The sequence below is a fragment of the Pedococcus soli genome (assembly GCF_054782575.1).
On record NZ_BAAGSF010000001.1, the window covers coordinates 415,234 to 429,034 of the forward strand.

At 70.5% G+C, this 13,801-nt stretch carries 13 protein-coding genes; 7 read left to right on the forward strand and 6 right to left on the reverse strand.

Annotated features, from left to right (window positions below):
- Positions 1–73 precede the first annotated feature (73 nt).
- The 7 genes from ACYVKF_RS01805 (at position 74) to ACYVKF_RS01835 (ending at position 7,088) form a co-directional block, all read left to right on the forward strand.
- Positions 74–1,213 carry a glycosyltransferase family 4 protein gene (locus ACYVKF_RS01805; RefSeq protein WP_460964424.1) on the forward strand — a complete coding sequence of 380 codons (1,140 nt, stop codon included), beginning with the start codon at positions 74–76 and terminating at the stop codon, positions 1,211–1,213.
- A 179-nt stretch (positions 1,214–1,392) separates the two neighbouring features.
- Entirely contained in the window at positions 1,393–1,770 is a 378-nt protein-coding gene (sdhC, locus tag ACYVKF_RS01810; RefSeq protein WP_157598378.1) for a succinate dehydrogenase, cytochrome b556 subunit, read from the forward strand.
- Positions 1,771–1,781: 11 nt separating this feature from the next.
- Positions 1,782–2,249: a succinate dehydrogenase hydrophobic membrane anchor subunit gene (locus tag ACYVKF_RS01815; RefSeq protein ID WP_056916740.1), complete on the forward strand. Its 468-nt coding sequence runs from the start codon at positions 1,782–1,784 to the stop codon at positions 2,247–2,249.
- Positions 2,250–2,277: 28 nt separating this feature from the next.
- Positions 2,278–4,062: a succinate dehydrogenase flavoprotein subunit gene (gene sdhA, locus ACYVKF_RS01820; protein ID WP_056916739.1), complete on the forward strand. Its 1,785-nt coding sequence runs from the start codon at positions 2,278–2,280 to the stop codon at positions 4,060–4,062.
- Positions 4,062–4,820, forward strand: coding sequence for a succinate dehydrogenase iron-sulfur subunit (locus ACYVKF_RS01825; RefSeq protein WP_056916738.1), 759 nt, complete (start codon positions 4,062–4,064; stop codon positions 4,818–4,820). The genes sdhA and ACYVKF_RS01825 overlap by 1 nt, the downstream gene beginning before the upstream one ends.
- Before the next feature lie 14 nt (positions 4,821–4,834).
- On the forward strand, positions 4,835–6,142 hold the full coding sequence (locus tag ACYVKF_RS01830; RefSeq protein ID WP_460964427.1) for a D-alanyl-D-alanine carboxypeptidase family protein: 1,308 nt from the start codon (positions 4,835–4,837) through the stop codon (positions 6,140–6,142).
- 1 nt (position 6,143) lies between these two features.
- Complete coding sequence (locus ACYVKF_RS01835; RefSeq protein ID WP_056916736.1) at positions 6,144–7,088, forward strand: DUF389 domain-containing protein; 945 nt, start codon at positions 6,144–6,146, stop codon at positions 7,086–7,088.
- Between the two features lie 43 nt (positions 7,089–7,131).
- Here ACYVKF_RS01835 and ACYVKF_RS01840 read toward each other — a convergent pair whose 3' ends face one another.
- The 6 genes from ACYVKF_RS01840 to ACYVKF_RS01865 are packed head-to-tail and all read right to left on the reverse strand — an operon-like array spanning position 7,132 to position 13,747.
- The gene (locus ACYVKF_RS01840) at positions 7,132–8,208 is read right to left on the reverse strand and encodes a YihY/virulence factor BrkB family protein (protein WP_460964430.1); all 1,077 of its coding nucleotides are present in this window, start codon (positions 8,206–8,208) and stop codon (positions 7,132–7,134) included.
- 5 nt (positions 8,209–8,213) lie between these two features.
- On the reverse strand, positions 8,214–8,726 hold the full coding sequence (locus ACYVKF_RS01845) for a 2'-5' RNA ligase family protein (RefSeq protein WP_460964432.1): 513 nt from the start codon (positions 8,724–8,726) through the stop codon (positions 8,214–8,216).
- Between the two features lie 9 nt (positions 8,727–8,735).
- On the reverse strand, positions 8,736–9,767 hold the full coding sequence (gene trpS, locus ACYVKF_RS01850; protein WP_056916733.1) for a tryptophan--tRNA ligase: 1,032 nt from the start codon (positions 9,765–9,767) through the stop codon (positions 8,736–8,738).
- A 4-nt stretch (positions 9,768–9,771) separates the two neighbouring features.
- Complete coding sequence (locus ACYVKF_RS01855) at positions 9,772–11,928, reverse strand: alpha-galactosidase (RefSeq protein ID WP_460964435.1); 2,157 nt, start codon at positions 11,926–11,928, stop codon at positions 9,772–9,774.
- On the reverse strand, positions 11,925–12,860 hold the full coding sequence (locus tag ACYVKF_RS01860; RefSeq protein ID WP_082552997.1) for a carbohydrate ABC transporter permease: 936 nt from the start codon (positions 12,858–12,860) through the stop codon (positions 11,925–11,927). Before ACYVKF_RS01860 ends, ACYVKF_RS01855 begins: the two co-directional genes overlap by 4 nt.
- Complete coding sequence (locus tag ACYVKF_RS01865) at positions 12,857–13,747, reverse strand: carbohydrate ABC transporter permease (protein ID WP_235529116.1); 891 nt, start codon at positions 13,745–13,747, stop codon at positions 12,857–12,859. Before ACYVKF_RS01865 ends, ACYVKF_RS01860 begins: the two co-directional genes overlap by 4 nt.
- Positions 13,748–13,801: the final 54 nt, after the last annotated feature.

Below are 13,801 nucleotides of genomic sequence, written 5' to 3' on the forward strand. Positions count from 1 at the left end.
TGATCACCCTGCGCTCACCTGACACACCCCCGGGCGTCGCCGTCCCCTCACCCGCGGTCCGCACGCTGGTGGTGTGCGCATCGCCATCGTCACCGAGTCGTTCCTGCCGAACCTCAACGGCGTCACGACCAGCGTCTGCCGGGTGCTCGAGTGCCTGCGCGACGGCGGGCACGAGGTCGTGGTCATCGCCCCTCGGCCGGCACCGTCGAGCTGGGCCGGGTACCCCGTGCACGCCGTGGCCTCCGTCCCCGTCCGGCAGTTCCCCGTCGGACTGCCGACCGGCGAGGTCGAGGCCCTGCTGCGCCGCTTCGCCCCGGACGTGGTCCACGTCGCCTCGCCGTTCGTCCTCGGCGCCAGCGCGCTCGGCGCGGCGGCCAGGCTGGGCGTCCCCTCGGTCGCGGTCTACCAGACCGACATGCCCAGCTACCTCGGCCAGCACGCCCCCCGCGCGCTCGGGCGCGGTGCGGCGACCGCTGCCTGGCGCTGGGTGCGACGGGTCCACGAGCTCGCCGACCTGACCCTGGCCCCCTCGTCGGCGGCGCTCGCCGAGCTGGAGGCGCACGGCATACCGAGGGTGCGGGGCTGGGCGCGCGGCGTGGACGCGGCGACGTTCCGCCCGGAGTGGCGCACCGACGCCGGCACCCGCGCCCTGCGCCGCAGCCTCGCCCCCAATGGTGAGGTGCTCGTGGGTTACGTCGGTCGGCTGGCACCCGAGAAGGAGCTGCACCGGTTCGCCTCCCTCGCCGGGCTCCCGGGGGTGCGGGTCGTCATCGTCGGCGACGGGCCGAGCCGCGCGGACGACTCGGCCCTGCTCGGGGCCGCCGGCCTCGATGTCGTCCTCCTCGGGCGGCGCGAGGGGGACGACCTGGCGAGGGCGTATGCCGCGTTGGACGTGTTCGCCCACACGGGGACCAGGGAGACCTTCGGGCAGACCCTCCAGGAGGCGGCCGCGACCAGCCTGCCGGTCGTCGCACCGGCACGGGGTGGACCGCTGGACCTGGTCGACCACAGCCGCACCGGCCTGCTCTTCGACCCCGACGACCCTGCAGCGCTGCGGGAGGCGGTCGCCCACCTCGCCGGTGACCGGACCAAGCGCGAGGCGATGGGAGCCGCCGGCCGGCTCCGGGTCGCGGGCCGGTCGTGGTCCGCCCTCACCGACGAGCTGGTCGGCCAGTACGAGTCGGTCCACCGGGCTGCGGTCCCCGCCGCCTGACCACCTCGCAGGGGTCGTCGGGTACCCGCCGGTAACCCCTCCTGTCTGGTTTCTCACAGCAGGGCCGTGCGCGCTCCACCTGCACGTACGGATAACCTGACGGTCGACGTACGGACAGCCAGGCCCAGCCATGTTCTGGTGCAGCTGCCGTGACAACTCTGCTTCGAAAGGGACGCGCAGTGGCGCAGGCAGCCAACGGGACCCTCTACCGCGGCCGTGAAGGCATGTGGACGTGGGTGGCCCACCGCATCAGCGGCGTACTGATCTTCCTCTTCCTCTTCGCGCACGTGCTCGACACGGCGCTGGTCCGGGTCTCCCCGGAGGCCTACAACGAGGTCATGGACGCCTACAAGAACCCCGTCGTGGGGCTCGCCGAGGCCGGCCTCGTGGCGGCGGTGATCTTCCACGCGCTCAACGGCCTGCGGATCATCGCGGTGGACTTCTGGGCCAAGGGCCCCAGGTACCAGAAGCAGATGTTCTGGGCCGTCCTCGTCGGGTTCGTGGTGCTCTTCGCGCCGTTCGCGATCCGCCACCTGACCATCGTCTTCACGCACTGAGAGGGCGGATCATGAGCACCACCACCAACTACCACGCCGGTCCTGACGCGGTCTCCGCGAAGACGTCGCGCTACCGCCGCGTCTCCAAGGGCCGGGGCAACTTCGAGCTGTGGTCCTGGGTCTTCATGCGTGCCAGCGGCGTCCTGCTGCTCGTCCTGGTCTTCGGGCACCTCTTCGTCAACCTCATGCTGGGCGAAGGCATCCACGGCGTCGACTTCGCGTTCGTCGCCGGCAAGTGGGCCAGCCCGTTCTGGCAGACCTGGGACATGCTGATGCTGTGGCTCGCGGAGCTGCACGGCTTCAACGGGGTCCGCACGATCATCAACGACTACACCGAGAAGGACCGCACCCGCTGGATCCTCAAGGGGCTGCTGGTCGCGAGCGCCCTGCTCGTCCTGGTCCTCGGCACGCTGGTCATCTTCACGTTCGACCCGTGCCTCGACCCGTCGTCCACCCTGTCCGTGTGCACGGCACGATGACCCCGCAACACCGAAGGAACCAATCCTGATGCAGACGCACAAGTACGACGTCGTCATCGTCGGTGCCGGCGGCGCCGGGATGCGCGCGGCCCTCGAGTCCTCGACGCGCACCCGCACCGCGGTGCTCACCAAGCTCTACCCGACGCGGTCCCACACCGGCGCGGCCCAGGGCGGCATGTGCGCCGCCCTCGCCAACGTCGAGGAGGACAACTGGGAGTGGCACACCTTCGACACCGTCAAGGGCGGCGACTACCTCGTCGACCAGGACGCGGCCGAGATCATGTGCCGCGAGGCCATCGACGCGGTCATCGACCTCGAGAAGATGGGCCTGCCGTTCAACCGCACGCCCGAGGGCAAGATCGACCAGCGCCGGTTCGGGGGCCACACCCGCAACCACGGTGAGGCCGCGGTGCGCCGTTCGTGCTTCGCCGCCGACCGCACGGGTCACATGATCCTGCAGACCCTCTACCAGAACTGCGTCAAGCAGGGCGTCGAGTTCTTCAACGAGTTCTACGTCCTCGACCTGCTCATGAACACTGGCGCGGACGGCGTCGAGCGTGCTGCCGGCGTCGTGGCGTACGAGCTGTCCACCGGCGAGATCCACGTCTTCCAGGCCAAGTCGATCGTGTTCGCCACGGGCGGCACCGGCAAGGTCTTCAAGACCACCTCGAACGCCCACACCCTCACCGGCGACGGCATGGGTGTGGCCTTCCGCCGCGGGATCCCGTTGGAGGACATGGAGTTCTTCCAGTTCCACCCGACAGGCCTGGCCGGCCTCGGCATCCTGCTCTCGGAAGCCGCTCGCGGCGAGGGCGGCATCCTGCGCAACGCCGACGGCGAGCGCTTCATGGAGCGCTACGCCCCCACCATCAAGGACCTCGCGCCGCGCGACATCGTCGCCCGCTCGATGGCCAACGAGGTGCGCGAGGGCCGCGGCGCCGGACCGAACAAGGACTACGTCCTGCTCGACCTCACCCACCTCGAGCCGGCCCACATCGACGCCAAGCTCCCCGACATCACCGAGTTCGCCCGCACCTACCTCGGCGTCGAGCCGTACACCGAGCCGGTGCCGGTCTACCCGACCGCGCACTACGCGATGGGCGGGGTGCCGACGAACGTCGAGACCGAGGTGCTGCGCAACAACACCGACGTCGTCCCCGGGCTGTACGCCGCCGGCGAGGTCGCCTGCGTGTCGGTGCACGGCTCCAACCGCCTGGGCACCAACAGCCTGCTCGACATCAACGTGTTCGGCCGCCGCGCCGGCATCGCCGCCGCGGAGTATGCCGCGAACGCCGCGTTCGTGGAGCTGCCGGCCAACCCCTCCTCGCTGGTCGACGGCATGGTCGAGGGCATCCGCGGCAGGGCCACCGGGGAGCGGGTCGCCGACCTCCGCAAGGAGCTGCAGGAGACCATGGACCGCAACGTCCAGGTGTTCCGCACGGAGGCCTCCATGAAGGAGGCCCTCGGCGTGATCGAGGAGCTCAAGGAGCGCTACGCGAACGTCGTGGTGCAGGACAAGGGCAAGCGCTACAACACCGACCTGCTCGAGGCCGTCGAGCTCGGCTTCCTCATCGAGCTGGCCGAGGTCATCACGATCGGCGCCCTGGCCCGCAAGGAGTCCCGCGGCGGTCACTTCCGTGAGGACTACGAGGCCCGCGACGACGTCAACTTCATGCGGCACACGATGGCCTACCGCGCGCCCGTCGCCGGCGAGGGCTTCGGGGCGGACAGCCCGCTGTTCTCGGACGAGGTGCGCCTCGACTACAAGCCCGTGACCGTGACCCGCTACCAGCCGATGGAGCGCAAGTACTGATGACTGCCACTGTCGAAGAGAAGACCGAGGGCAAGGTCGGCGCCGTGCCGACCTTCACCGTGACCATCCGCGTCGCGCGCTACAACCCCGAGGCCGACACCGAGCCGCACTTCGAGGACTACCAGGTCACCGCGCACGCGACCGACCGCGTGCTCGACGCCCTGCACCAGATCAAGTGGGAGCAGGACGGCTCCCTGAGCTTCCGGCGTTCGTGCGCGCACGGCGTGTGCGGCTCGGACGCCATGCGCATCAACGGCAAGAACCGGCTCGCCTGCAAGACGCTCATCAAGGACGTCAACCCCGACAAGCCGATCACGGTCGAGGCGATCAAGGGTCTTCCGCTCGAGAAGGACCTCATCGTCGACATGGAGCCGTTCTTCGACGCCTACCGCGAGGTCATGCCGTTCCTCGTGACCACGGGCAACGAGCCGACCCGCGAGCGCATCCAGAGCCAGAAGGACCGCGACCGGTTCGACGACACGACCAAGTGCATCCTGTGTGCCGCGTGCACGACGAGCTGCCCCGTCTTCTGGAACGACGGCCAGTACTTCGGCCCGGCCGCGATCGTCAACGCCCACCGCTTCATCTTCGACAGCCGTGACGAGGGTGGCAGCCAGCGCCTGGAGATCCTCAACGACAAGGAGGGCGTGTGGCGCTGCCGCACGACCTTCAACTGCACCGACGCCTGCCCGCGCGGCATCCAGGTGACCCAGGCGATCCAAGAGGTCAAGAGGGCACTGCTCACGAGCAGGTTCTAGGGCACACTCTTCGCGTGCCCCGACGACGTGCGTCCGCCGCCGCTGCCAGCCTCGTGCTGGCGGTCGGCGGCGCCGTCGTGTTCGGACCCACCGCGCCCGCCGTCGCCGGAGCGCCGGCCAGCGCCCCGGCGTCCCAGGGCCGGCTCACGTCGGCGCAGGTCGCCGCGGCGAAGCCCAAGCCCTCACCCAGCCTCCCGAAGCTCCCGGTCCCCAGGGCGACGGTGCGTCCCGAGCTGTCGATCGGTGGGCCCAGGCTGGCCAGCACCGGTCTGGTCACCGACCTCCCTGCCGGGGTGCCTGCTCCCCCGGCGCTCAAGAACGTCGCCTGGCTGCTCGCCGACATGGACACCGGTGAGGTCGTCGCCGCCAAGGCCCCGCACGCCCGCCTCCTGCCGGCCAGCACCCTGAAGACCCTGACCGCCCTGACGCTGATCCCCAAGGTCGGGCCGGACCGGGTGATCACGGCCACCGCTGCCGACGCGAACGCCGACGGCACCCGCGTCGGGATCGTGCCGGGTGCGACCTACACCTCGCGCCAGCTCTTCGAGGCGCTGCTCATGTCCTCCGGCAACGACGCGGCCTACGCCCTCGCCGGGGCCGGGGGCGGGCGGGCCGCGACGCTGGCGGCGATGAACGCCAAGGCGCGCTACCTCGGCGCCCACGACACGGTGGCCAAGGACCCGTCCGGGCTCGATGTCCGCGGCCAGACGTCCAGCGCCTACGACCTGGCCCTGATCGGGCGGGCCGCGATGCAGCTCCCCGAGTTCCGCCGCTACGTCACGACCAAGCAGGCGCAGTTCCCGGGACGCACCGACCCGAAGACCAAGAAGCGTGCAACCTACGTCATCAACAACCACAACAAGCTGCTCTACAACTACGACGGCACGATCGGCATCAAGAACGGCTACACCGTGGCGGCCCACCGCACCTTCATCTCGGCGGTCACCCGGGGTGGGAAGACCTACCTGCTGACCGAGATGTACGGCCTCGACGGGTCCTGGCGACCGCAGGCCGCGATGTACGACTGGGCGTTCCGGTACGGCTCCAGGGCGCGCCCCGTCGGCACCCTCGTCGCGCCGGGCACGGTGACCGCCCCTCCACGGCTCCCGCCGCTGAAGGACAACTCGACGGTGGCTCCCCTCGACGCCCCGCAGGACCAGGCGTCGCGCGCCACCGCCGCCGCGGCTGCCCTCCCCCGAGGGATCGACCACACGTCCGCACCCTGGGTCGGCATCGGCACCCTCGCGGTCATCGCGGGGCTCCTGCTGTGGCTGGGCTCGCGGGCAGCCTCGGCACGCCGCCGCCGCGACGCCCGCCACTGACGTGCTGCACCTGCGCCTCGCCGTCCCGGGCGACCTGTCCGAACAGGTCCTGGCCGTCCTCGAACCCGACGACGCCGTCTGCAACCTTGCAGTCACGCGCGGCGGCAGCCTCAAGCCCGTGGGCGACCTCGTGGAGGCCGACATCGCCCGCGAGGCCACCGACGCGGTGCTCGGCCGGTTGCGCGACCTCGGGTTGCACGACCGGGGCGGCATCACCATCCTCACCATCGAGGCAGCTCCCTCGCGCAACGCCGTCGCGGCCGAACGCCACGCACCGGGTGCGCCCGACGACGCCGTCGTGTGGGACGCCGTGCTGGACGGCGCGGAGGGACAGTCGCACGGGTCGTGGTCGTACTACGCCTTCCTCTGCCTCGCCACGCTGATCGCGTCGGTCGCCGTGGTCACCGACTCGGCGATCCTCGTCGTGGGGGCCATGGTCGTGGGGCCGGAGTTCAGCGCGGTGGCCGCCCTGGCGGTCGGGCTCGCCCTCGGCCGGCCCCGGCTGTCGCTCCGCGCCATGGGCCTGCTCGTGCGCGGGTTCGCCCTGGCCATCGCCGTGACCACCCTGCTGTCGCTCCTCGCGGTGGCCGTCGGCTGGTTCGACGCGTCGACGGTGGCCGCGCCGCGCCCGCTGACCGGCTTCATCTGGCGCCCCGACCACTGGTCGGTCGTGGTGGCGGTGCTGGCCGGTGCGGCCGGGGTGCTCTCGACGACGGCCGGGCGCAGCAACGCGCTCGTCGGGGTGTTCATCTCGGTGACGACGGTTCCCGCCGCGGGCGACTTCTCCGTGGCGCTGGCCACCGGGGCGTGGAGCCAGCTCGGCGGCGCCGCGGCCCAGCTCGGCATCAACCTGCTCGGCATGACCGTCGCCGGCGTGCTGACCCTGCTCGCCCAGCGAGCCCTGTGGGGCCGCCTGCACCGACGGCGTCAGCCCACCCCGGCGTGAGCGACGCCGGCTGACCACCGTGACGGGGTGGACCCCGGCTCGGTCAGCGGCGGCGGACGAGCGCCCGTATGCCGCGACCGAGCGACCCGACCGCGACCGCACCGACCGCGCCGAGCACCGCACCGGCTGCCACGGACGTCCGGTCCGCGGCGCGCTGCCCGAAGGTCGGCAACCCCGCATCGGTACGCTCCCGGACGCTGTCCACCGGCTCCGGCGCAGGGCCCTCGGTGAGCTTGTCCTTCTGCGCCGTGGTGAGCCCCTCGGTCGCGTGGTCGACGTCGTTGGCGGCCCACGCGGCGGCGACGAGCATGACGCGCGAGATGATGTTGAGCCACAGGAGCAGGCCGACGACGAGGGCGATCGAGGCGAAGAGCGGGTTGTTCGTGGTCCCGGCGATGAGCCGTGACCCGGCGACCTTGAGCACGGTCAGGCCGATGCCCCCGAACAGGGCGCCGTTGCGCAGCGCGGGCCACGGCATGGCGACCCCGCTGAGGACCCGCAGCATGAGCGCGACCAGACCGGTGTCGAGCACGACCCCGATGAGGAACCCGACGACGCCGACGATCCACGTCTGCGACCCCAGGCCGATCCACGACGACACCGTGTGGGTGATCCCCCCGGCGACGACGGTCACGGCTGCCGAGACCAGCACGCCCAGCCCGAGGACGACCATGACGCCGAGGTCGCGAAGCTTGAGCATGATCGGGTTGCCCGGCTCGCCGGGGACGCCGAAGACCGAGCGGATGCCGTCACGCAGCGCCGAGAGCCACCCCAGTCCAGCGAGCACCAGGCCGGCCAGGCCGACGAGGCCGGTGATGGTCAGGGCGTTCTTCTCGGGGATCGTGATCGGGATGATCCCCTTCTTGGTCTGCTCGTCGTACACGAACCCCGGGAGCGTCTGGTCGACGTACTGCCGCACGTTGTCGAGCAGGTCGGGCCGGTCGCGCAGCACGATCCCGCCGATGGTGAACGCGAGGGCGACCGCCGGGAAGATCGAGAAGAAGGCGAAGTAGCCCACCCCGCCGGCGAGGACGTTGCCCCGGGCGTCGCCGTAGCGCTTCCACGCCTGCCACGCGGTGGTGGCCTGCAGACGGGTCCACCACTGCTTGAGGGTCTGCACGCTCGTCAGCCGCCCAACGCGAAGGAGCGGACCGGGCGCCATACGCCGTCGGTGCCGTGCTCGTAGAGGTGGAACTGGTCGACGACGAACTCGCACTCGAAGTCGGAGAGCTCGCCGAAGGCCCGGTCGAGGGCCTCCTCGGGCACGTGGTGCGCCACCGTGACGTGCGGGTGGTAGTGGAACTCCAGGGTCCGGTCGAGCGGACCGCGGCGGATGGCCTTCTCCAGGAGCTCGCAGTCGGCCAGGCCGCCGGACACCTGGACGAAGACCACCGGGGAGATCGGCCGGAAGGTGCCGGTGCCGCGCAGCACCATCCGGAAGGACTCCTTGTCGGCGGCGACCTCCTCGAGGTGCTTCACCGCGACCGCGAGCTCCTCGTCGCCGACCCCGGTCGGGGGCAGCAGCGTGACGTGGGTCGGGATCGAGTCGGCGAGCGGGTCACCGAACGAGGCCCGCTTGGCCTGGAGCATCTCCGCGTACGGCGAGGGGATGGCGATCGAGACGCCAATGGTGGGCACTGATCGACCCTATCGAACGCTCGGGAGCAGACCCACTCGGTCGCGGACCCGCGCCATGGTGGTCCGGGCGACCTCCCGTGCGCGGTCGGCGCCGTCGGCGAGGATGCGGTCGAGCTCGGCCGGGTCGTCGAGCAGCTCGGACATCCGCTGCTGGAACGGCGTCAGCGCGTCGACCACCACGTCCGCGACCTCCTTCTTGAGGTCGCCGTAACCACGGCCCGCGAACGAGGCGGCCACGTCCTCGACGGACTGGCCGGAGAGCACCGAGTGGATGACGAGCAGGTTGGACACCCCCGCCTTGGCCTCGGGGTCGTAGCGCACCTCGGCGTCGGTGTCGGTGACGGCGGAGCGGATGTTCTTGGCGATCCGCGCCGGGTCCTCCATGAGGTCGATGAGGCCCTTCGGGGAGGACCCCGTCTTGCTCATCTTCGAGGTGGGGTCCTGCAGGTCCATGATCTTGGCCGAGCCCTTGACGATGTAGGGCTCGGGCACGACCAGGGCCTCGCCGAACCGGTGGTTGAACCGCTCGGCGAGGTCACGGGTGATCTCGAGGTGCTGGCGCTGGTCCTCCCCCACCGGGACGTAGGCCGCGTCGTACATGAGGATGTCGGCCGCCATGAGCATGGGGTACGTGAGCAGCCCGACGTTGGCGTTCTGCCCCTTGGCCGTCTTGTCCTTGAACTGGGTCATCCGCCGGGCCTCGCCGTCGGCGGTGAGGCAGTTCATCACCCAGCCGAGCTCGGCGTGCTCGGTGACGTGGCTCTGGCAGAAGACCGCGGAGCGCTTCGGGTCGACCCCACCGGCGAGGAACTGCGCCGCGGTGACGCGGGTGCGCTGGCGCAGCACCGCGGGGTCGGTGGGGACGGTCAGCGCGTGGAGGTCGGCGACGAAGTAGAAGGCGTCGAACTCGTCCTGCAGCTTCACCCAGTTGACCAGCGCCCCGAGGTAGTTGCCGAGGTGCAGGGAGTCACTGGTCGGCTGCATCCCGGACAGGATCCGGGGCAGCGCAGCGGGAGCGGGGGACGCAGACATGCCCGCCATTGTGTCAGGTGAGGTGGAGCAGGAATCCCTGGACGGGGTCGAGCACCGGGAGCGCCAACCCGACCCGCCCGAGGACCGCGCCACTGACGCCGATCCCGTCACCGAGGGCCTGCTCCCACCACTGCGGACCGCGCACCTGGGTGACGGCGGGCAGGCCCGCCTCCGCCCGTACCCGCACCGTGTAGGTGCGGTCGGGGTCGAGCCCCGGGAGGGTGAGCAGGCCCGGCCGGACAGCTGGACCGGTGACGGTCCGCACGACGCTGTATGCCGCCTGCCCACCGTCCGCGGAGACGGTCCCCGTCACGAGCAGGCCCTGCTCCTCGGGGAGGTCGGCGCGCACGAGGTCGCCGGTGTGCAGCAGCGGGCGCAGCTCGCGGTACAGCGCGGACCAGGCGCGCAGGCTCTCCAGCTCCTCCGGGCTGCAGGTGGTGATGTCCCACTCCAGCCCGGCGTGGCCCTGCAGGGCCAGCAGCATGCGGAACGACAGGTCCAGGGTGCGGTGCGTCGTGTGGGCGGTCGCCGGACCGACGTGCGTGCCCATGAGCTCGGCGGGCACGAGCAACGAGGTCCACCGCTGGATGGCAGCCCGCTCGAGGGCGTCGTTGCAGTCGCTGGTCCAGATGCGGTCGCTCCGGGCGAGGACGCCGAGGTCGACGCGGGCACCACCGCTGGAGCAGGACTCGATCTCGAGGTCGGGGTGGGTGGCGCGCAGCCGGTCGAGCAGGGCGTAGAACGCCTCGGTCTGCAGGTGGACGGCAGGGCGGTCGGTGCCCGTGGCGTCGGACCGCACGGCCTCGTGCAGGTCGCGGTTGTGGTCCCACTTGATGAAGTCGATCCCGAGCTCCGAGACCAGGGCGCTGATCTGGCCCTCGACGTGCGCCGCTGCGTCGGGGTTCGCGAGGTCGAGGACGTGCTGGTGCCGTGACGGGCGCGGAAGGCCGGCGCGCGGCCCCAGAACCCAGTCGGGGTGTGCCCTGACGACGTCGGAGTCGACGTTGACCATCTCCGGCTCGAACCAGAGGCCGAACTCCAGCCCGAGGCCCTTGACGTGGTCGACGATCGGCGCGAGACCTTGCGGCCACATGTCGGTGGACACCACCCAGTCGCCGAGCCCGCTGTGGTCGTCGCGACGGCTGCCGAACCAGCCGTCGTCGAGCACGAAGCGCTCGACGCCGATGGAGGCGGCGGTGTCGGCCAGGGCCTTGAGGCGGTCGAGGTCGTGGTCGAAGTAGACGGCCTCCCAGGTGTTGAGGACCAGGGGCCGGGGTTCGTTGGTGTGCAGTGCGGTCGCGCGCTGGCGACGGTGCAGGCGGCGCGAGATCCCGTCCAGGCCGTCGGCAGAGTGCACGAAGACGACGTCGGGCGCCGTGTAGGTCTCCCCCGCGGCGAGACGCACCTCGCCGGGTTCGAGCAGCTCGCCGCCACCCAGGACGCCGGAGTGGACGCCCGCCCCCTCGGGCAGCCGCTCGACCAGGTGCTCGTGGTTGCCGCTCCAGGCGACGTGGACCGACCAGACCTCGCCGGTGCGGAAGCCGAAGCCGGGCGTGCCGACGGTGAGCAGCAGGGTCGCGTCGTGGCCGGTACGACCGCGGCGTGAGGCACGCAGGTGGGTCCCGTCCTGCAGGGTCGAGCGCTGCGGTGAGCGCTCTCGGCACCAGCGACCGGTGAGGTCCAGGACCTCGGTGGCCCTGCTGGGCAGCGGCAGGATGGCGCGCAACGCGCCGAGGTCGAGGGGGGTGGCGGCATCGCTCCCCTCCCCGACGTTCGTCACCGAGCTCGACACCCGGAGCACACCGTGCTCGTCCAGGGACCACGTGCCCCGCACTCGAGTGGGGCCGTCGACCGCCGTCACGGTGAGCGAGCGCTCGCCGTCCTGCTCGGTCGTGACCACCCAGCGGGGGGCGGCCGAACCACCCGCACGGTGTGCGGCATACGCCGGGGTGCCGAGCCAGCCGTCGCCGCCCGTGGGGAGCACGGTGAGGGGCCACGGTTCGTCGAGGGCGTTGTGGGCCACGGGGCCGGTGGTGACGGCGGCCAGCTGGCCGGCCACCCCGTCGGGGAGCTCGCTCCCCCAGTGCAGCACACGGGGGAGCGCGCCCTCGGGGAGCTCGATGACCAGGCAGGTGCCTGCGGACCGGAGGGTGGTGGTGGGGATGGTCATCCCTTGGTGGCTCCCAGGGTGAGGCCTGCGACGAACTGCTTCTGCAGGAGGAAGAACACGAGGAGGGTGGGCAGGGCGATCACGACCGACCCGGCCGCCACGAGGTTGTTGTCGGTGAAGAACTGGCCACGCAGGTTGTTGATCGAGCTCGTCACGGGGAACTTGTCGCCGGACTGGAGCAGCACCGTCGCCCAGAAGAACTCGTTGTAGATCCAGGTGACCTCGAGGGTCGCCAGCGCTGCGAGCGGCGGCCGGCACAACGGCAGGGTCAGCGTGAAGAACTGGCGCAGGACTCCGGCTCCGTCGATCACGGCCGACTCGTAGAGCTCGCGCGGCAGCGTCTTCATGTAGTTCGAGAGGACGAAGGCGCAGAAGCCGGTCTGGAACGCGACGTTGACGAGGATCAGGCCCCAGTAGGAGTTGAGCAGGGTGCCCGAGTCGCTGAACCAGAAGGGCACCTCGATGGCGCGGAACATCCGGTAGACCGGGATGAGCAGGGCCTGCGGGGGAAGCAGGTTGGCCGCGGTGAACATGCCGAGCAGCGCGAGGTTGAACTTGAACGAGAAGCGCGACACGACGAAGGCCACGCAGCACGACAGGAACAGCGTCAGCAGCACCGCCGGGATGGTGATGTAGGCGGAGTTGAGCATCGTGTGGGAGAAGTTGGCCTGCTGCCAGGCGTTCTTGTAGTTGTCGAGGGTGAACCCGCCGAAGGACATGTACCCGTTCTTCGCGGTGTACGCGTAGTCACGGAAGCTGCCCAGCAGGGCGTAGCCGACGGGGAAGATCCACACCAGGGCGACGATGGCCAGGAACACCTGGATGCCACGGTTGCGCTGCTTCTTCGCCCCGCTCGACTCGGCCCGCCGGCTGGCGAGCGGGTTCTTGGACCTGGGGACCGAGACCAGTGGAAGGTCGCTTCCGGCAGTCATCGCTGCTCCCTCATGACGATGCGTAGATAGATGACGATGAAGATCGAGGAGATGACGAGCATGAAGGTGGCCAGTGCCGAGCCGAAGCCGATCCGGCTGGCCTCACCGACGATGTTGCTCGTCACCAGGGTCGAGATGAGCTCGAGCCCGTTGCGCCCCTTGTTGATGACCCACACGAGGTCGAAGGCCCGCAGCGACTCGATCACGGTCACGACCAGGACGATGATGTTGATCGGGAACATCACCGGAAAGACGACCCTGAAGAAGGTCTGGCGCTCACTGGCGCCGTCCACCTTGGCGGCCTCGCGCAGCGTCGGGTCGACGCCCTTCAGCCCGGCCAGGTAGAGCAGCATGATGTAGCCGACGTGTCGCCAGCTCGACGCGATCAGGGCGGCCCAGAGGTTGTACCGCTGGTCGCCGTACCAGTCGATGCTGCTGCCCGTGACGCTGTTGATCAGGCCCTGGTCGCGGCTGTAGATGAGCTGCCAGATGAAGCCGACCAGGGCGAGGGACAGCACGACCGGGAGGTAGATGGCGGTCTGGTAGACCCGCGAGCCACGTACCTCCCGGTCGAGCAGGACGGCGAGGAACATCCCGATCGGGGTCGCGATGAGGAACATCACCGCGAGCCAGATCAGGTTGTGCTGCAGCGCCGGGACGAACGGCGGGTAGATCGTCAGGACGTCCGTGTAATTCTTCAGGCCGACGTTCTTCGCCGAGGAGATCGGGCCGATCCCGTCCCAGTTCGTGAAGGACAGCAGGACCGACCCGATCGCCGGCACCCAGACCAGCCACAGCACCAACAGCGTCGGAACCGCGATCATCAGGCCGACCACCACCCGGTCGACGGGTGTCAGGTGGTCGATTCCCTTGTACTTGCGTGCCACGGGAGCTCCTCGGTGGGCGGGCGTCGTCGTCGTCGACGTCGGCGTGGTCGGTGC